Consider the following 18,641-nt stretch of genomic DNA (forward strand, 5'->3'; position numbering starts at 1 on the left):
GCGACGGCACGCGATGCGTGCCGGCATCGCGCGCCGTCTGTCGTGCGCTCAACGCGCCGGCAGGTAGCGTGACGGATCGATCGAGCGGCCGCCATAGCGCAGCTCGAAATGCAGCGCGACACGATCGCTGTCGCTGTTGCCCATCTCGGCGATCGATTGCCCTTGCGTGACCGATTGGCCTTCCTTCACCAGCAGCGCGCGGTTGTGCGCGTAGGCCGTCAGGTAATCGGCGTTGTGCTTCAGGATGATCAGATTGCCGTAGCCGCGCAGCCCGTTACCGGCATAGACGACGACACCCGGCGCGGCCGCGACGACCGGCGTGCCCGGCGAATTCGCGATGTCGATGCCCTTCGATTTCGAGCCGTCGAACGTGCGTACCACGTTGCCGGCCGCCGGCCAGATCAGCGCAATGCTCGTGGCCGGCTTCACGGCCGATTCGACCGGCGCGGAAGGGGCCGGGCGTGCGCGGCCCGCGCTGCCGGTGCCGGTGGTCGATGCGGTGGTCGTGCCGGGCGGCGGCGCGACGCGCAGCACCTGGCCGACTTCGATCGCATCGGGGTTCGTCATCTGGTTCCAGCGCACGATGCTCTGTACCGACGTGCGGTTGTCGCGCGCGATCTTGTAGAGCGTGTCGCCACGCTCGACGCGATAGAACCCGGGGCCGACGGGCGCGGAGCCGCACGCGACGAGCAGGGCGGCGCAGGCGGCTGCGAAGAGTCGCTTCGTTGTTGTTCCGAACATTGAACCTCGCAAAACCCTGCCGCGCGTGACGCGGCAGGCAACACAAAACGTCCGATTTTAACGGGTTCGACCCGCGCACCGCAGTTTCGGTCGCTACCGGGGCCGCCGTGCCCCGGTTCGGTGCGTGTCGAATCAGCCGGCGAGCGGGGCGACACGGATCCGCAGCGTGGCCGTTTCAGTCGCGCCCGGCGCGAGCATGCGCAGGCCGCGGCCGTTGTGGATCGCATCGGGCAGGCCGAGCCACGGCTCGACGCAATAGAAGTCCGAATCCGGCTTTTCGGTCCACGTCGTGACCGCGTACCACGGGATCGAGCCCGGCACGTCGAGTGCGATCTCGATCGTGCGGCGGCGGCCCGGCATCACGATGCGCACCGGTGCGGACGGCTCGCCGTCGAGGCAGTGGAAGCGGTCGAGGATCTCCGGATCGTCGAGGCGGTAACGGACCTCGCCCGGTTCGAGCGGGCTGATCGAGCCGTCCGCGCGCTGGTGGCAACGGCGGGTCGGTGGCAACTCGAGGCGGGTGTCGGCCCGCTCGCCGTGCGGCAGCGCGAAATAGAAATGGTGGCCGGCGTAGTAGGGCAGCGGCGTGTCGCCGCGATTGGTCGTCGTCAGCGCGACTTCCAGCGTATGGGCGTCCGCCAGGCGGTAGGTCGTTTCGAACCGGAAATCGAACGGATAGCTCGCGCGCAGCGTGTCGTTCGCGTCGAGCGTCATCGACAACGCGGCGCCGTCGGCCGACGGCTGCGCGTCGAACGGCAGATCGCGCGCGAAACCGTGCATCGGCAGGTCGCGAACCACGCCGGCGGCGTCGCGCCAGCGGCCGAGTTCGCCGTCGACGCGGTGGCGGCCGAGGAACGGGAACAGCAGCGGATTGCCGCCGCGCACGCGGGCGAGGTTGCTCCAGTCGGCGGTTTCCGGCCAGAAGATCACCGGTTCGCCATCGACGTGCCAGGACAGCAGGCGGCCACCGAATTGCGGGGCGACCCGGACGAGCGACGGGCCGGCGTGAAGTTCGTGAATGTCGTGTTGCTGGAAGATCGGCATGGCGAATCGGGTTGGGCGGGTGAGGGGAGCAACGTGCGTTCCATTATCGGGCCGCGACCGCTCGGGGAAAACCCTTCTCGGGAAATTGCGAGTTTTTAACACTGTCGACGGTCTGGATAATGCCTCTAAACCGGTGATGTTGCCGGGTCATGACACTTCGTGGAGGGGGCCATGGATCTGGCAATGGCAATGGGTATCGCACTGTTCGGCATGTTTACCGGCAGCACGGTATTATTTTTCTATCAGCTCGGCCGCTGACGGCAATTCCTGCCGAAGTGGACAAGCCCGCCATGCAAATGGCGGGCTTTTTGCTTTCTGCGCGATTACAAATTGCAAGTGTTTGTGTGCATTGCCGCAATATCCTGCCAAATGCCTTGGCGCAGTAATCCTGGCTCGGCATAATCGGGGCGCGTTTTTCAGGACGCGCATCGCGTCGTCCGCCTTCCTTCCCGCTTAATCTTTACTAAAAGGACCGACGCGTGAGCCTCTGGTTTCTGGTATTCCTGAGCGTCCTGCAGGGCGTCACCGAACTCTTCCCCGTCAGCAGCCTCGGCCATACGCTGCTCGTGCCGGCGCTGTTCGGCATGCACATCGACAAGCATGCGCCGCAACTGCTGCCCTTCCTCGTCGCGCTCCACCTCGGCACCGCGCTGGCGCTGCTGTGGTACTTCCGCGCGCGCTGGATCGCACTGATCGGCGGTTTCTTCGCGCAGCTCGGCGGCCGCAAGAACGACGACGGGCACCTGATGTGGGCGCTGATCATCGGTACGATCCCGACCGGCATCGTCGGCCTGCTGCTGGAAAAGCGCATCGAGCGCGTGTTTCATGATCTGCGGATCGTCGCGATTGCGTTGATCGTCAACGGCGTGTTGCTGTGGCTCGGCGATCGCATCCAGCGCAGCCGCGCCCATCAACCGCCCGAGAAGATGACGTTCAAGCAGGCGTTCTTCGTGGGCCTCGCGCAGATCGGCGCGCTGATTCCGGGCTTCTCGCGCAGCGGGCTGACGATGATCGCCGGCAACGCGGCCGGGCTGACGGCGGAGAAGGCGGCGGAATTCTCGTTCCTGCTCGGCACGCCGATCATCTTTGCCGCGGGCGTGCTCGAATTGCCGAAGCTGTTCCATGCGCGCGACCAGCTCGCCGATGCGCTGCTCGGCGGCGTGCTGACGGCGATCGCCGCGTACCTGAGCGTGCGATTCCTGATGCGCTATTTCGAGGGGCGCGGCCGGCTCGCGTCGTTCGGCGTGTATTGCGTGATCGCCGGCGTGTTCTGCCTCGGCTGGTTCATGCTGCATCCGCAGCCGGTTTGATGCTGCGAGCGCCGGTCTCCGTGATCTGGCGCGATGATCGGGTATAATTTCGGGCTCGGCTTCGTGCCGGGCCCGTTTTGTTTCGGGGTTTCGAGTTGTTTGGGGCGGCGTCGCTGCTGCTTCGTGACTCAAACCCGATGCCGAATGCGGCCCGTGTCAGACCGTGTCTTTTCTCTTTAACCGCCCTTAGCTCAGTTGGATAGAGCAACGGCCTTCTAAGCCGTAGGTCACACGTTCGAATCGTGTAGGGCGGGCCAGAAATATCTGAAAGATCAACGAGTTACATCCAGATCGAATCCGGCGGATTCAAGGCCCAATCACGTTTCAGTGTGACTGGGGTGTGACTGGATTCTATCGCCAAACTTCGCCAAGTGCTGTTCCTGCACTTGCAGAACTCAACGGTCGGACACCTTTAGCTATCGAGATGTAAAGGGACGCTACAGAAGCTTGCGCAGAAAAATCTGCTTCGGTAGCCTTGACAGCGCATAAAAAGAGGGCTCTGACCGGCCAGGGTCAAAGCCCCAAGTTGTAATCGCTAGCTGATGGAGTTCGCCAACTCCTTGTTGTGAGTTTTCTCAGCGAGATTGACTATGGCGGGGGCATCATGCTCCTCCTATGGGTGGTTGAGAAAACTGGTGGAGCCAGTCGGAATCGAACCGGCGCACGGTAGGTCCAAAGTCTCCCGCGTCGTACCCAACGATGGCCCCATTTATCACAGCAGATCGTCAATACTGCTCGGACCCTCAAGGATTTGCCCTTGAGGGTCTTTTTGTTTCTGCTCCACCAGCACGTAGCCGCCTTTTTCTCGGTCAGAGGCAAAGCGCTCATCTTTACTAAGCACCGAGGATACGTACGAAATTCTGGCGTTTATGTCTTTGTCCGGGCTCACCAACTCACCTAAGCCGTTCTCATCCATCAGTTTTAGGACGCCGCGGGCAGTCTGAGGGCCGTGCTGCTTGATGATCTCCATCGCTTGTCGTGCGATCATTTGAGACTTGTTTCCTTGTGCCAGCGCGCCCAGTGTCTTTATCGCGACGTCGGCAGCGTGCGGCCATGCCGGCATCAACTGTGCGCTGCCGCTTATGACCGAGATGTCTTGGAGGCGCTCCGCAATCTTGAAGAACTGTGCGAGATCGCCCAATTCCGCGTTGATCCTGTCAACCGTCTCCATAAGTTGCTCCCGCTGCTTCTGTAGCGAATCACGCCGAGCGCGGGCCTTCTCAAGAATGTCCATTTGCAGACCTCCCTACATCAATGATTCTGATCATAGCAGAATGTTTCTGCAAGGCAACAGGTAGATTTGCAGAAACCTGTGTTTCTGTCCAGTATGAGGTAGCTATGCGTAGTGGGTTACAATGATTGGAACTTTGTGATTGGAACTTTGGAGCACGCATGAAATACGACCCTAAATCATCAGTTCGCAGCCAACGTGAGAATATGCAGGCGTACCAACTCCGTTTGCCGAAGGAGGTGATCCGAGACCTTCAGATTCTGCGAGTGTTTGCGGGGGTAAAGGTATCGGAGGAACTGCGTGATCTGGTTTGCGAATATGTGGAAAGCAAGCGAGACGTCATTCAGCGGGCGGCTAAAGCTGCGGCTGGTACCCATACGGAACTGAGGGATGACGAGCAAAAGGAAGCCGCAAGCTACCTTGTCGACTCCGGAGATGCGCAAGCTATTGTCGAGGCGCGGGTTATCAAGACAGTCAGAGTCGATACAGACGGACACGGGAATCGGGTGCTGACGGAGCTTCCGACGGACGATGAGGACAAGGCGACGCGAACATTCGTTCGGAAATAGTGCGTGGTCCTGGGCGGGCTGTGCTGTCTACTGCAGAAAAGCGTTGCGTAGTGGTTTTGTGTTGTATATGATTGCGGTTATGCCGGAATGAGGGCGGTGTTCATTCCGGCTTATTTCGGAGTCTGCGTAGTGGTTTTTGCATGTACATAGTTGTGCCTCCTGACGCGGGACGGAGGGTGAGGGATGGGGCCGGGGTCTCCTGACAGTAACGACAAGGCTAACGACGGGCCAGACGAGCGTAACTCGTATAAGGCGTCGGCGGCATCCGAGAGCAGCCCCGGTAAGGGGATTGAAGATGCAGGGAGGCGACGGAAGGGCGTCTCTCCTGGACGTAAGCGTTGGCTGGATATCGGCGCGTGGGCCAGAAACATCCCTTGGTAACACCTTGGGAGCAAATCGAGAGGTTTGTTAAGGCGTTTTCCGATAGCCGCCTTAGCCAACTTCTTCAAGTCATGAGGTGCGAATGCAGCAGAAGCAGGTGATGAAATGCAAGCCGACACGCGTTATGTCGTCGTCCATTCCAAAGCAGCAAGCAGCAGCATGCATCAACCCACACTCTCCCGGACTGAACCGCGCGGCGCGTCGTGCAGCGGCGGTGAAGGATCGGGCGTCTAGGTCTAATCTCGACTTGTCTGTGTGAATTCCTATCTCTTAATTAATAAGGCCTCCATCAAATGAGCAACATGCATCTATCAGCACACACGCAACTTGTCCGCGCACGCATCGCCTTCTCACACGGTGGCCTTTGTGGGGAACACGGGTGGATTGCTGCCCCTGATCGAAAGAAGGTGGACGCCCGTAAGGTGTTCGCTGGCAAGGACGTAGACCGCATGTCCTCGTTCGAGGTCGCGATGTGTATGTCGTCGGATATGGAGGACCGTATGCTGACCATCGCAAAAGAACTTGACGAGCTTGAGGCGAAATATGCCGCGCTGGATGCTGCTTTGAATGCAGGTGACGAAACGCGGGAGGCTGCATGAAGCACGGAGTACTGTTGCTCATTTGTTTGTGCGTGTGGATCGGTAATGCTGCGATGGTATGGCAGCCGATCGCTTTTATTTGACCGTTGGTATTACCCATAAGGAAGACTATGCTTGAATCAACCGGGATGCAGTCTCGTATGAAATGCGCGCAGTCTGGAGAGGCGCGTGTAATCTCATTCAAGGTACAGCCGGAGATGCGGCGGGCTATCCGACTTCGTGCAGTTGACAACGATGTAGACGTCTCGGAAGTCATCCGGCGTGCGCTAACGCACTACCTCGAACACGGCCAGGACGTCCCCCATTGAGCGGCATAGGGCTTCAACTCTGGGACGCCTCTGGCCGGATCGTCCTGGACGGTACTACGCGATGCGCTCGAATTGTCGATATGTTTGAAATCCCGCAAGCCCGCGACGCAAACGGGCATCCGCTTGGATATGGGGACGGTCAGCCGGGACGCCACGACGTGAATTTATCGGCGGGTGAACCCTTTTGGTCTTTCATGCCGGACTTTCTGTTCAAGCACATCAGTATGAATGCCCCAGTTCCGATCTTCGAGATTGATTCTCGGGGTATCAGTTGGCACTACAGCACCACAAACGACGGATTCCTCACGCCGGTAAGCGGCTGGTGTGTCGTCGGCGTGTATTAACATTAAGGAGGTCGCATAGCAGGTTCAAACAACAACGTCACCGTTCGGTATTCGGTAGACGCATCTGGCGCACAGGCCGGTATCGGCCAACTCCGTGCCGCAAATGCGCAGCTAAACGCGTCACTAGACGAAGCAAGGCGGAAGCAGGAGGCTGTGCAGCGTGCGATGCAGGAATCCGCGAGTAACGGCTATAACCTCAGTGCACGCGCCGCAAAGAGCCTTTCTGACGCGTATGACCGGCTGCAACAAACAGCAGGTAAGACGCGGCTTGAAATCCTCAATCAGCGCGCGGCGGCGCTCGGTGTTACTCAGGCGTTCTCTGCACAGGCAGCGTCCATCGCGGAAGCTTCGAAGAAAACGCACGAACTCAACCTAAACAGTGTTGGTGCGCGGCGTGAAATGATGGTCCTCGCACACGAAGCCGCAACTGGTAGTTGGAAGAACTTCGCCGGGTCCATGATGGTGATGGCGGAGCAGGTTGACGCGATGAAGTATGCAACGCATCCGTTAGCGTTGGGGCTTGCGGCGGCAGGCGGGGCGGCCTACGCCTTCTACAAGGGCATTTCTGCCGCAACCGCGCAAGCGCGGGCGTTCCACGATGCGATGAACGCTACGAGCGGGTACGCGCAGCAGACACGGGAATCTATCCAGGGACTTGCTGAGGACTTGTCCAAGAGATTCGGTGTTGGCATCAACGCAGCGACAGACGGTCTTAATCAACTTGTGGCAACAGGGCGCGTTACCGCCGATATCTTCCCGCAGGTCGGGGCGGTGGCATTGGCGATGTCGAAGTCATCGGGCGAGGCATTCGATAAGACCGTGGAATCGCTCCTGAAGCAGCAGGACGAGGTTAAGAGAGCGGCGGAGGAGTATCAACGCACGCACCACTCGATGTCAGATGCCAACATGGCGTTTATCGAGTCTCTTGAAAAGACGGGCCAAAAGCACGAAGCGTTCAAGATTCTCATCCAGCAGCAGTTGGCCGATATTGAACGCGAGACCAAGACCAGCACGGAGCATCAGGCGGGATTCTGGGATAACGTTACCGCCGCCTGGGGGCGTTATACGCGTGCGTTGGCCGCCAAATCTACAGACCTCGACATCCTGAACGACCTCAAGTCCAAGCAGGCTGCACAGCTTAATGGCCGGACACCTGGGGACTACACGGATTACGGTCCGCTGATCGCCGCGCAACAGAAGATCGTTGACGCGAACCGAGAGAGCCAAGAGGCAACGGCGCGGGAGGCAGCAAATAAGGCAGCACTGGGCGATTCGCTTCGATCTGTAACGGCGGAGTACGAGCGCACGAAGTCCGCGCAACAACGCCTTAGCGATGCAGTCAAGCGTGACAACGAGATTATCGACACGCGCATTTCGCTGCTGACGAAGCAGGGGAAGATGACAGATTCCGTACGGGCGCAGTTGGAGGCCCAGCGAAAGCAGATGATTGCCTTCGATACCGAACATATCACTCCGACTAGGAAGCGCGGAAGCGGCGGCTCTGCAATCGCGGCTTTGAACGCAGAGACACAGACAGGTTTGGCGATTCGGCAGATTATCGAACAGCAGGCGGAGAAGCAGCTACAGGCCCAGCGACAGCTAGGCGTGATCGACGCGGAGACGTACTACCGCAAGCTTACCGATCTGCAAAAATCTGCACTGGACGATCAAATTGCACTCGCGAATAGACGTGCCGAAGCGCTTCGCTCTTCGTCAGACAAGCGAGCCTACACGGAAGCGGCGGCAGCAGTTGAAAAACTCCAGCTTCAACGCAAGGGCTTGGATTCGAGTTTGCACGATACGTTGGCGGGTCTGTCGCAGCGACGTGACATTGATGTGCGCCGGTACGTCATGGGCCTGGGCCAGATGAATACGCAGCAGGAGGATGCGTACCAATATCAGGACGCTACCCGCAACATGACCGCACGGGCCAAGGCCGAATTCGACGCGCGGTACGCGTTGCAACAGCAGTATCAACAGCGCGTGCGACAGTTGGTCGAACAATACGCGCTTGATCCTACCTCGGATATGAAGCAATACGCGGAGAAACTCCGGGCGGAACAGGCATATCTCGCGGAGCGCAGCGCGGGAATGGAACGATTCTTTGCCCGTGAGGAGGCGCGGCGTAACAGCTTCGAGGCTCAGATGAAGGACGGTCTATTGTCTCTCGGCGGTGACGCCATGACCAACGCAGAGCTTGCCCGGACTGCCCTTGTAACTGCGTGGCAGGATTCGCAGAGCGCTTTGGAGCAGTTCATTACGAGCGGCGAGGGTAACTTCAAGAAGTTCACGGCGAGCGTTATGGGCGACCTCGCCAAGATCGCGTTACGCCAAGCCGAAGTGTTCGCGATCCAGAGTATTGGCAGTTCGTTCGGCTCATTCTTTAGCGAGGGCGGCCCCGTGCTGCATCGCGCGGGCGGCGGCCCCATTGCTGGCCCAGGCACAACAACCAGTGACAGCATTCCCGCGATGCTCTCGAACGGGGAATTCGTCATCAATGCTGCGTCTACGAAGAAGTACCGAAGCCTTCTTGAGGCCATCAACTCGGGCCACATGGCGCACTTCGCAACTGGCGGCATCGCTGCAACTCTCGCGCCCTCTCCGGCAGCATCGGCGGTTAGCAATGAGCGGCCCCACTTCACCGTCAATCTGAACGGAGGCGGCGGTTTGACGGAGGCAGACCTCAAAGAGCTTACCCAAAAGATGCAGGGTCTAGTAGATATCCAATTGCACAAGCGAATGACCGAGCAAGGGGGCTTTGGGTACCAAATCCGTAACGGCCTGCTGTAACTGACCAGTACCGCGAATCCGTCGAAGCCGGCGCGGGTTCGCTCTTGACCTTTCCGGCATCAACTACTAACAATTAAGGACTACGACATGACTAAAACGAATAATACTTTCATCCGCTCGGTTATCGCAAACGTTGTAGCTGGGCCTACGGAGGCTGCCGCGCGCTATGCTGAGTCGCGCTGGGGCGTCTCCGCCGGTGCAACGCAAGTTGTCAAGGCTCTCACTAACCCGATGCTTGCTGGGTCGGACGCGGCAGGGGCGCTTACGGCAGGCTCGTTGAGCCGTGAACAATTTGTGCATGCGGTGTTTAGCCAGTCGATTCTCGGACAACTTAAAGGACTGTTGAAAGTCCCGGCAATTTGTCGGGTGAACGCAGAGACTTCGCAAATTGCCGCGCGGTTCGTGGGCGAGTATATGATGCTCCCCGCGTATCGAGGGGCGTTTACCACTCACCTTGTGGACAAACGGAAAGTGGGCCTCGTAGCAATTATGTCCCGCGAACTTTTCCGTATGGCGGGCGACGCTGCGGAAGGGGTAATTTCTGCGCAGTTGCAACGGGCGTTGAGTCGCGGCCTTGATACCTATTTCGTTGGTCGCCAAGGACGGGATGACACGGCTCCCGCTGGTTTGGCGTCGATGGCAGTGCAGGCATCAACGTTTGCCGACGGTATCGAAATGTTTGCGGGCGATCTCACGACTTCGAGTGTTCTTGTCAATCCGCGCACGGCGATTTCGCTGCGCAGTCCTACGGAAATGAAAATTACAGCCAGTGGTGGTGAATACGGCGGCCTCCCTGTGGTTACGTCGTACGGTGTGCCGCAAGACAAGCTTTTCATCGTTGACGCCAGCCGTGTGCTGACATACATCGGAGACGTTGAAATCGAGTCGGCCGGTGCGGGCCACTTTAACGTTGATGATGGGTCGGGGGTTCCTTCTCAAATTTATGTCGACCTGTTCACAACCGATCAAGTTGCGGTCAAGGCTCAACAGTATGCAGATTGGGACTTCGTAGACGGCGCGGCGGTCGAAGTTACGTTGCAGTAACCCGGAAACTTCTAGGAAAGAAGAATAGGGCCGTATATCGCCGTCCACATAGCTTGAAAGACATCTTCATTAACATAAGGAAAACGATGGAGTACGAACTCCTGGTGGGTCATATGCAGCCCCATCAGCTTAAAGCCCTGGTCGGGGCAGCAAACACGGACAATCGGCGTCTCGCTATCGAGATGGCCCGCAATGACTTCATCGCGGCAGCGGCGAAGATGCGACTTATTCGTATGGAGCTTGACGAGGCGGAGCGGGAATGAATCGCCGAGACAGTACCTTTATGGTTAGCGTGGCGGCGCTCGCACGGCTGCATACGGAGGCGCGTAGTGCAGGTATGGGCGCATCGCGGTACTTTCGGGCGAAGGCGGACAAGATGCGCGACGCGTTCGAGTCCTCGCCGTCGTATCGGCCGGGTCTTGACTTGGGCACGCCCCGCGATCGGGAGTATCGAGTCGGGGTGTTCGGACCCACGGAGCGACGCTTGCGAGGACTCGCGAAGCGTCTGGGCTTGCCCGCCGACGCAGTAGCGGAGATGGTCATCACGTCGGACGATACCGACGCATGAGCCGCCGTCAATTGCTGGAGGCCGCCCGTCGCGTCGGTGTGCGGGCCGACATGTTCTTTCGCGGGAAACGCGTCCCGATGAATACAGAAGCAGTCCGTACGGCGTTGCTGGAACGTCTGTACGGGCGGAATTTGGGTACGTTGCGCGCAACGTCGCCGCAAGCTATGGACGACAGGATTTTGCGCGGCGTAGCTTGCGCCCGTGGCGAACTCGGTCATTCGCTCGGTGTAGCTCAGATGGCCGTCCGTGAAGGGCAGGACGCGTTACAGGAGTACAAACGTCTTGTGAGTCTCAAGCGGCGTAGGCCGAAGGAGGAGGCAGCCGCGCTTGCGTCGAGCCGTCAATGGTTGGCGAGGGCTCGCGCCATGCAGGACCAGTATGAGGCGCGGCGTGCGGCAGTCCAACGATAACAATATCTGCCCGACGTGTGGGGAGCGATTCCGCTCCTCGCGAGCCTTCGACATGCATCGCGCCGGTGAATACGGGCGTGTCGGGCTGGATGGTCGGTACCTATCGGCGCAACGACGTTGCCTCACTGTCGATGAGATGCGGGAGGTCGGAATGCTTCGGAATAGGCGAGGACTCTGGATTACGAAAGCGTTTGGAATTGCCTCTCCATTTGCACCTGTGGCCGAAGCGGCTGGGGAGGATAGGGGCATGTAGCTACAGGGCATTTCGGCCGGTCACAGCCTCATGCGCGTACGCGCGCACAACGCCTACTTACCTTGGAATCTGCGTAGGAGTATGACGCCGACTACGGCCACGGGCCAGAGGAGCATGATTGCGCATATGGCCGCAAAGAGACCGCCAGCGAGCCGCCGCCTTATGGAGTTCGGCAGGCACTGAATCAACAGCACTGGGAGCCAGAGCAGCACACATGCGAAAAGCGTTTGGAAGAATCCACCGCTATAGAGCGCTGGCCCCGAACCTTGGTTGACCCAACCGCCTGAGATGGTGCCGCCGCGAAGCCTCACATATACGAACACAGCGAACCCCACGGCAAGATAGGTGTAGGGCCAGTAGTGGGCGGCAACAGTATGCAGATTCACGCCGGAGATTCCAATGCGGCTGGGACCAGTGCCTAGATCGTAGGGCGAGTCCGCGTTATCGGCGGAAATTTTTGCAGTTAGCGATATTTCGACACTGACCGGTCGGCGCCGTAGCTTTTGCCCTCTGCATTTTTCCTATCCCCCCGTCCCAAGCTACCTCAGTGCTCTGCTCCAGATACCACAAGCGGCCGTTTCGGCCTCACTGTGGGCGTGTTGCGAGGCTGCGAAGGGCTGGGGCATACCTGAATCAATCAGCCCGTCTATGGGCTTCTGATCAAAGGAGATGTTTTATTGAGTGATTGTTCGAAGCACCCGGAATGGAAACCTACAGGGCTGCAATGGACGTGCCCGTTCTGCGTGTCGATCAGCAACCGGTCTCTAACGGCCAAGCAGAAAGCCCGTGTAGCTGCGGCAGGGAATGCAGTCCGGATTGATGATCTGTCCGGAGGCGCATGGGGTGTGATTCGAAAGCGAATCCGTAAGCGGGATGGGTACTGCTGCCGGGCCTGTGGAATTGCCGTACGGGCTGGAGTTGTGGATCACATCAAGCCCCTTGCTCAAGGTGGCTCGAACGAGGATGAGAATCTGCAACTGCTCTGCAAGGAATGTCATGACGACAAGACCAATGCAGACCAAGGATACAGGGTGCGGAGGCGGGTTGGTTTGGACGGAATCCCGGAAGGTTGGGCTTGAGTGGGCAGTAGGTACACCGATTGACTGGCAAGTATGCTGATCACGACCGAGACAGCGACCAATCTACTCGGTTCGTGCCGTGGTGGCCGGAAGTCACCGCTGTACGTGTTCCTGCTCTGTCGCTCAGGGCTGCAGGATGGAAAAAGAGTAACCGCCCGGTAACGAGGTTGTCGGTCAAGTCATATGTTGATCTCGACACCGGCGAGATTATCAAGAAGCGAGATATGTTCATCCGGCGATACCCGGTGCCATCGAATCAAAGTCTGAGGTTGATCGAGCAGCTTGTGGTGCTGAATTTGCAACTGGGTAAGAGGGCGCGGGATCTATGCGTGTTTCTGCTTAAGATGAGGAACTGTCGTGGCTCCTTCGTTCAGCCTCTTGAGGATTTGCTCAGAGCCTATATCAACCGGAAAGGTCGTGTGGCTCGGATGTCCCGTGCCATGCACCGACATATCGATTTGGTCGGAGAGATTGCTGCGGCCGGAGTGATTGCCCAGGAGCAGGCGCTCGGAAGTCTTTTCCAAAAGCATCGGCGGCTGACTCCGCGAGAAGTATTGGAGGAGGCCGCCGTGTTCTATGCATGGCCCGGAATATTCAGCGGTAGGACTGGTTGGACGGCGAGATCCGCTGCCTAGCGAATGTATTTACTATAAGCAATCGACCGGAAACCCTTGGCTGGCCTAGAAACCGACCGCAAAAAGATGGCGGCCGGTACCTAGTTTTCGTTATCGAATACAGGGGCTGTTAGCTTTCCACTGGGTTGGAGGCTCCATTGGATTCTATTTCGCCTGCGGTAAATATCCGGCCCCACTGTCATTTAACATGAATTTTAATTCTTCATTTTCGAATACTGCGGCAGACGATATTTTTTCCACGAGTGTGGAGTACGCGTGTGCCCCATGAAGGTCCGCGCCCGTGTCACGTGGGAGATATATTATTCTCTTTATGTCTTGCTTGTTCATGCGCGGAAATGACGGCATGATAAGTCGCATAATTATGTCATTTGAATCTCCCCAGCTTCTCGTTTCAGAAAGAAGCTGGATAGCCCGCGGAATTGCGATTTCTCCTGCGCCGGAGGCAATTGCGGTCGCTAGTTCATCTTTTGATAATGAGTTGGCGCGTACAAGTACCGAAGGTTGTAATGCGGGAATTTGGTGAAGTTGGCGTAGTCCCCCGACTATATCGGTGGTTGGGCAGTTATTGATGAAAATTATGACTTTATCTTTGGTGGGTTTATCTAATCCATCCCATACCCAAGTTACATTGGTCAATAGAGCAACTGCGTACGATAAATCGGAGTCTGGAACTTTTTGGAGCGCGGATTGAATTTGTTTCTTTGATCTAATTTCAACTTCTGCGGGGAACATTCGAAATAAGGCTCGCAAAGCAGTTCCCACTTGCCATGCCCCGAATAGAGGGTCGTCGCGTGTAACAAATCCAAAAATCAATTTATCAACAAATCCACGAATAAGTGCAGTTGTAGGGCGGCCAATCGGGGACTCTCGAAGCCGTATTTCCGCCCTGTCGTCGTCGGCTGGAAAATATTGAGATTTAATAAGCTCAACCAGCGCGTCAATCGCCGCACGACCGTGCACCGGTGGCAATGATAAGACATGTGTTACTGCGTTCCGAATGTGCAGCCGGGCCTGTTCGGCACTCGGTTGATAAGGGTGGCCAGTGCGTTGAAATGAGGGGTGTGCGCAGCGATGGCGATCATCTCGGAGTCGCTCGAGGTCAGTGTACTGATGAACATCGAAGAATTCGAATTTATCTCTACAAATTGAGAGGATTTCTCTTTCAAATTCTAGGGCGCTTCTCGTCCCCTGTTCATTGCCTTCATCGATTTGCTGTATATACACGTTGAATTGATTGTTTAGATCATTTGCGCTGTTGTTTCCATTGAACGATAGTTCTCTTATTTTATCGATCAAATCGAATGCTACTGCGACCCATGTGCTTACGATTGCGGCTCGATACGCGCCTGCTCGATAGCATCGGATGGCCTCCTCGATGTATTGTCGAGAATTATCGGACCGGCACTGGAGCGACAATACATCAATGTCTATAATACTATCCATCTTGTTCCCGTTGTTTTGTGGTTCGGTTGGCGAGTGCGATGATGTGTTAATCGATCATCTGTAATTATCGCGTAGATTTCATTTCGTCTGTTGGCGTTTAAATGTGGTTTTGTCCGAGCCACCTTTCCGTCCGTCGTGTGCAAAAATTCATCGCAATCCTCCGGCGGCTGCTGACCCGTTCGCACCATTTGACCAGTGTTAGGCGGCAGTTCACTGTAACACTGGTAGGAAATATTTACATGCGGCATTGCAGTTACTAGCATCAATGCGTTCCGTATAACAGATGACGAGGGCTCCTTGTTAACAAATTTGATCGGTTTGCGGGGTATTATGTTTTGACTCTTCTTGCTGATGTGGATTGCAGTCTATTGTCAAGATGTAGCCTTCCCAATCATTCTCCCCAATCGCGTGAAGAGGAACAATCCGCGCGCAAAGACCATTAATCAGGTGTTGTAGTTGAGGAGGCGAATTAAAATATATTGACGCCTTGGATTCGGCGTCGTCGACGTCGGTGTAGAAAATATCTTTGATTATTTTTTGTATTGCAAGGTGAGGTCCGCCAACAGCGGCGTGCTCCAATTGACCCTCGAAGAACTTAGAAAAAATATATTCATCGATAACTGCGATACCATCTGCAGGTACTCCAACGTGTGTGGACGTGCTGACAACAATGAGTGGGAAAATGCGGAAATCATTGGGCAGCTTGATCCCGAATCGATTGACATCCTTGATGAATTCTTCTCGATTGTTATCTATGCAGCGCGCTTTCCGTCGCACCTGCTCTGCGGCGCCTAGCACTGTGCGACGATGATTAAACAATCCTTTTGTTTCTGTTGGCTCAAGTATGCACTTCGCTTCCCCAATGAATACCGTTGATCCGATGGAGAAAAGCAGATCGATTTCTTCACTCCGCCCCGCACTCGGGGAAAATGTATAGCTCCCCGGAATCGATATTGCGCTCGTTCGCAAGATCGGTGATTTGGTAATTCCTGTTTGTAAAACGTTTCTCAGATGCTGCTCAAATGCCGGACCGCGAACTTCTAGATCGATACCACCCAGGCGCATCCAAATGTCGACTAAACGCCTAAGATTCGGTGAAACGATAGCTGCAAATACGGGAGCTACGGCACGAGGCCCGACTGGAATGAGCGGTGCAGCCCAGATCTCCTGTCCTTTGTTGCCGCGATACGTGAAAAAATCGACGAGCAATCGTCCGGCTGCAGGCTGAATGTCGGCTGCGATGGATAGAGCCTGAATTAATGCGTCGGTCTGAAGGACCGGCAAGTATCCGGGAAGCCATGTTTGAGGCGGTACGTCCATGTTTGTTGTTTCCTCATGTTTTTTTGCTATTCCGTCAAGTTGCACGATCGCTATGCGTGACAGTACGACCCAAGCATCAAGCACGTCAGCTAGTGTCACGCCTTCTAAGTTTGGTAGAGGAGTCTCGAGAAAATCTGAATAATAAGGTTCATTTGCGAGGCCTCGAAGTATGAATAGTTCCTCTTGGACATCGGACGTAGGGTCGCCGATCTTCGACACCTTAACCACTTGACGCCTTCCTTCTTTCTTAACAGAAATGATGTCTCTTATGCGCGGCTGAATGCCTCTTGCTATCATTTCGTCATGTTGCCTACTCGCGATAATAGAATAATTAGCAGCCAGAGTCATTCTTCTCACGATACCCAGCGCATGGCCACGTTTGACATCAATCTGGTCGGGAGCAAAATATTTTTCAGTACCAGATCCGATGACAAAGTAGCTGTTCCAGAGGCAATCGTCCCATAGATCTTCGGCGTGACGGAACATGATGCCGAGGTTGAGTTCAAGCACGATATCACTCCACGTAACCTGTGCCATACGGGGATTGCCCGATAAATCTGGGGAATCTGTTAGAGCAAACTTAATCGGAACCTCAATTCCGTCAACGATGCTCTCGACGATTTCATCTGGTGAATAGTCGAACCCGCCGGGGAGTTTCAACCTAATCTGGGAGAAAATATCTTCTATCTTGGTTCTGCCGCGCGGGGTCGCCGCAAGCTCTTCTCCAAACTCTCGAAATGCCTCATGTGTTTTTGTATTGGCGACAAGGAAGTTATAGTTTGCCGCGGCCACATATGCACGTAGCTTTTCGGATGCGCTTAGGGCGGGGGAGGAGGATAATTTTAAGCGAGATCGAATATTTTCGAGCTTCGTATGGATAACCAGTGCTGCCTCGTAGACACGTCTATCTGCTTTGTCGTGCGGTGCCGCAGATTCAAAGGACTTTCTCCACTTCGCTGGCGTGAATTTTCGACGAAGCGGCCCATCGATTTCATCATTGCGGACGCGGTCTATAAAATTTCCCATATTTCCCCGGATGGTCAATTCTTGTATCACATTGTTATTGAAACGGCGCCGTTGCTATCGCAATGCATAAGAGCGCGCATTGATTAGGCGCAACTCGTATCACGAAGCAATATTGTGAAAGCGCTCATCTGCTCGGCACAGGCTATTCTATCGTCTTGCGGGCGACTACAGAATGGTTGTAGGGCAGATGATCCGGCCGCGTCGAGATTCAACGAAATGTCGTCGAGCGAGTGTATCTTCATGGCCGGTTGCGGACAGCAGGGCCGCCACCACTTCTAGGGCCGGATGGTCGAGGAAGTGATTGCGCTGCGGAGCCTCCTAAACGGGAGCGTCAAGGTAGCCTCCGAATCACGCAACAGCTAGTTGCTTCCCGTCGGGCGCGACAGTGCCTGTAGTCACGGCGAGATCAAGGCTGTATTGACGGTGTGCCGGGACTTCATCGACTAGAGCGCAGCACGTTCGCGTCGATAGGCGAGGTGACGCAGCGAAAACGCATACGGGATTCTCCGTAAGGGCGCGGCGAAAAAGATTTGTAACGGCCAGCCACGCGCAGCGACGCGAACGCTCTTTGGAAGGTGTGTGGTTCGGTACTGACCTAGTAGCGGCGGGCAATGCAGGGCGGAGACTACAGCGCAGCCGTGCTGCGGAACTGCTAACGGGCGTTCAATTTTAGAACGTCGAAATACCGTGTCCAAGCTGTGTTGTCGGGAATGACGAACTTCATACGAGGAGTTCGTGAAAAAAAATAAGAAAGGGTTTAGGATGAATTCATGGACCCATGTAGTACGGGACCCATATGAAAAAATGCCGCAACCTCTGGCGGGAGGTTGCGGCATCCTTCAAACCCTGCTTAGGAACTTCAATGAAGATCTTTCTTGAGCCGTCGATGGCATACACGTCACTCGCAGTTCATTACCTGTGGCTTGCGTGGTTGCATTGGCCTAAATCGCTGCTGTGAGTGCTGTACTACGCCCTCAGTCTAGCACTGTGAGGCGCTTAGTCAATTAAATCTAACGAGCCTGTGTAGTCTTAGGCTCCTGGTAAATCACGCTTATGCGTGGTGAACCTCCGGCCGCCTCTTAGAAATAAGGGGCGGCCTTGACACGTCTGTATTCGTTAACGTTGCGGCGGCCCAATACTTCTGGAGGTGGCTGTGGAGTTTCCTATAGCAATCCATAAGGACCACGGGACCGTCTACGGCGTGACCGTACCGGACATTCCTGGTGTGCACTCATGGGGCGAGACCATGGGCGAGGCCATCGAGAACACGAAGGTTGCAATCGCAAGTCACGTTGAGACTTTGCTCGCGCTTGGAGAGGGGGCGCACTTCACCTGTTCGACCGTGGAAGAACTCTCTGCGAACCCCGACTACGCCGGAGCGGTCTGGGCGAATGTCGAGGTTGAGTTTCCTCGGCGGGCCTAACCCTCAATCAGCAAGGTACCGGTTATGAAGATGCTGGCAATTGTCGGTTGGCTTACCTTGTTCCCTGCGTTCACAGGAGTCTACGCCGCGCGTCTCTGGTATCTGTCGAGCAAGCTATACGTA

At 56.3% G+C, this 18,641-nt stretch carries 16 protein-coding genes and 1 tRNA gene; 12 read left to right on the forward strand and 5 right to left on the reverse strand.

The window, feature by feature from the left end:
- Positions 1 to 48 precede the first annotated feature (48 nt).
- Positions 49 to 741 (reverse strand): peptidoglycan DD-metalloendopeptidase family protein, encoded by a 693-nt coding sequence (locus tag H0X95_RS06585; protein ID WP_006490610.1) that lies wholly within the window; start codon positions 739 to 741, stop codon positions 49 to 51.
- A 132-nt stretch (positions 742 to 873) separates the two neighbouring features.
- Positions 874 to 1,785: an aldose epimerase family protein gene (locus H0X95_RS06590; RefSeq protein WP_062884628.1), complete on the reverse strand. Its 912-nt coding sequence runs from the start codon at positions 1,783 to 1,785 to the stop codon at positions 874 to 876.
- Between the two features lie 479 nt (positions 1,786 to 2,264).
- Between H0X95_RS06590 and H0X95_RS06595 the strand changes: the two genes are divergently transcribed.
- Both H0X95_RS06595 and H0X95_RS06600 read left to right on the forward strand, forming a co-directional pair.
- Complete coding sequence (locus tag H0X95_RS06595; RefSeq protein WP_006490581.1) at positions 2,265 to 3,095, forward strand: undecaprenyl-diphosphate phosphatase; 831 nt, start codon at positions 2,265 to 2,267, stop codon at positions 3,093 to 3,095.
- Between the two features lie 180 nt (positions 3,096 to 3,275).
- Positions 3,276 to 3,352: transfer RNA gene (locus tag H0X95_RS06600), tRNA-Arg, on the forward strand.
- Between the two features lie 455 nt (positions 3,353 to 3,807).
- Here H0X95_RS06600 and H0X95_RS06605 read toward each other — a convergent pair.
- Entirely contained in the window at positions 3,808 to 4,329 is a 522-nt protein-coding gene (locus tag H0X95_RS06605; protein ID WP_196445961.1) for a hypothetical protein, read from the reverse strand.
- 158 nt (positions 4,330 to 4,487) lie between these two features.
- On the opposite strand from H0X95_RS06605, the gene H0X95_RS06610 reads away from it, so the two are divergent.
- The 9 genes from H0X95_RS06610 to H0X95_RS36255 all read left to right on the forward strand — a co-directional run bounded on the left by H0X95_RS06610 (position 4,488) and on the right by H0X95_RS36255 (position 12,671).
- Positions 4,488 to 4,895 (forward strand): hypothetical protein, encoded by a 408-nt coding sequence (locus H0X95_RS06610; RefSeq protein WP_196445962.1) that lies wholly within the window; start codon positions 4,488 to 4,490, stop codon positions 4,893 to 4,895.
- Positions 4,896 to 5,569: 674 nt separating this feature from the next.
- Entirely contained in the window at positions 5,570 to 5,875 is a 306-nt protein-coding gene (locus H0X95_RS06615) for a hypothetical protein (RefSeq protein ID WP_196446012.1), read from the forward strand.
- A gap of 140 nt (positions 5,876 to 6,015) precedes the next feature.
- Positions 6,016 to 6,183, forward strand: a complete 168-nt coding sequence (locus H0X95_RS36380; protein WP_442859833.1) for a ribbon-helix-helix protein, CopG family — start codon at positions 6,016 to 6,018, stop codon at positions 6,181 to 6,183.
- A gap of 80 nt (positions 6,184 to 6,263) precedes the next feature.
- Positions 6,264 to 6,527 (forward strand): hypothetical protein, encoded by a 264-nt coding sequence (locus H0X95_RS06625; protein WP_230878156.1) that lies wholly within the window; start codon positions 6,264 to 6,266, stop codon positions 6,525 to 6,527.
- 165 nt (positions 6,528 to 6,692) lie between these two features.
- Positions 6,693 to 9,317, forward strand: a complete 2,625-nt coding sequence (locus H0X95_RS06630; RefSeq protein ID WP_230878157.1) for a phage tail length tape measure family protein — start codon at positions 6,693 to 6,695, stop codon at positions 9,315 to 9,317.
- 87 nt (positions 9,318 to 9,404) lie between these two features.
- A complete protein-coding gene (locus H0X95_RS06635; RefSeq protein ID WP_196445964.1) occupies positions 9,405 to 10,361 on the forward strand; it encodes a hypothetical protein in 957 nt (318 codons plus the stop codon).
- An 86-nt stretch (positions 10,362 to 10,447) separates the two neighbouring features.
- Complete coding sequence (locus tag H0X95_RS06640) at positions 10,448 to 10,624, forward strand: hypothetical protein (RefSeq protein ID WP_154845220.1); 177 nt, start codon at positions 10,448 to 10,450, stop codon at positions 10,622 to 10,624.
- A 301-nt stretch (positions 10,625 to 10,925) separates the two neighbouring features.
- Complete coding sequence (locus H0X95_RS06645; protein WP_059594980.1) at positions 10,926 to 11,339, forward strand: hypothetical protein; 414 nt, start codon at positions 10,926 to 10,928, stop codon at positions 11,337 to 11,339.
- Between the two features lie 1,098 nt (positions 11,340 to 12,437).
- Positions 12,438 to 12,671 (forward strand): HNH endonuclease, encoded by a 234-nt coding sequence (locus tag H0X95_RS36255; protein ID WP_330165495.1) that lies wholly within the window; start codon positions 12,438 to 12,440, stop codon positions 12,669 to 12,671.
- Positions 12,672 to 13,450: 779 nt separating this feature from the next.
- Here H0X95_RS36255 and H0X95_RS06655 read toward each other — a convergent pair.
- On the reverse strand, positions 13,451 to 14,602 hold the full coding sequence (locus H0X95_RS06655; protein ID WP_196445966.1) for a hypothetical protein: 1,152 nt from the start codon (positions 14,600 to 14,602) through the stop codon (positions 13,451 to 13,453).
- Between the two features lie 447 nt (positions 14,603 to 15,049).
- The gene (locus H0X95_RS06660) at positions 15,050 to 17,125 is read right to left on the reverse strand and encodes a hypothetical protein (protein WP_196445967.1); all 2,076 of its coding nucleotides are present in this window, start codon (positions 17,123 to 17,125) and stop codon (positions 15,050 to 15,052) included.
- 1,123 nt (positions 17,126 to 18,248) lie between these two features.
- Here H0X95_RS06660 and H0X95_RS06665 point away from each other — a divergent pair.
- Positions 18,249 to 18,518 (forward strand): type II toxin-antitoxin system HicB family antitoxin, encoded by a 270-nt coding sequence (locus tag H0X95_RS06665; RefSeq protein WP_196445968.1) that lies wholly within the window; start codon positions 18,249 to 18,251, stop codon positions 18,516 to 18,518.
- Positions 18,519 to 18,641 lie beyond the last annotated feature (123 nt).

It is taken from the genome of Burkholderia sp. 9779_493, from assembly GCF_015712215.1.
GTDB lineage: Bacteria > Pseudomonadota > Gammaproteobacteria > Burkholderiales > Burkholderiaceae > Burkholderia > Burkholderia cenocepacia.

Coding starts and splice junctions, on each gene's coding strand:
- H0X95_RS06615 (WP_196446012.1), top strand. CDS start 5,570: ATGAGCAACATGCATCTATCAGCACACACGCAACTTGTCCGCGCACGC.
- H0X95_RS06585 (WP_006490610.1), bottom strand. CDS start 741: ATGTTCGGAACAACAACGAAGCGACTCTTCGCAGCCGCCTGCGCCGCC.
- H0X95_RS06610 (WP_196445962.1), top strand. CDS start 4,488: ATGAAATACGACCCTAAATCATCAGTTCGCAGCCAACGTGAGAATATG.
- H0X95_RS06605 (WP_196445961.1), bottom strand. CDS start 4,329: ATGGACATTCTTGAGAAGGCCCGCGCTCGGCGTGATTCGCTACAGAAG.
- H0X95_RS06635 (WP_196445964.1), top strand. CDS start 9,405: ATGACTAAAACGAATAATACTTTCATCCGCTCGGTTATCGCAAACGTT.
- H0X95_RS06645 (WP_059594980.1), top strand. CDS start 10,926: ATGAGCCGCCGTCAATTGCTGGAGGCCGCCCGTCGCGTCGGTGTGCGG.
- H0X95_RS06630 (WP_230878157.1), top strand. CDS start 6,693: ATGCAGGAATCCGCGAGTAACGGCTATAACCTCAGTGCACGCGCCGCA.
- H0X95_RS36380 (WP_442859833.1), top strand. CDS start 6,016: ATGAAATGCGCGCAGTCTGGAGAGGCGCGTGTAATCTCATTCAAGGTA.
- H0X95_RS06590 (WP_062884628.1), bottom strand. CDS start 1,785: ATGCCGATCTTCCAGCAACACGACATTCACGAACTTCACGCCGGCCCG.
- H0X95_RS06640 (WP_154845220.1), top strand. CDS start 10,448: ATGGAGTACGAACTCCTGGTGGGTCATATGCAGCCCCATCAGCTTAAA.
- H0X95_RS06625 (WP_230878156.1), top strand. CDS start 6,264: ATGTTTGAAATCCCGCAAGCCCGCGACGCAAACGGGCATCCGCTTGGA.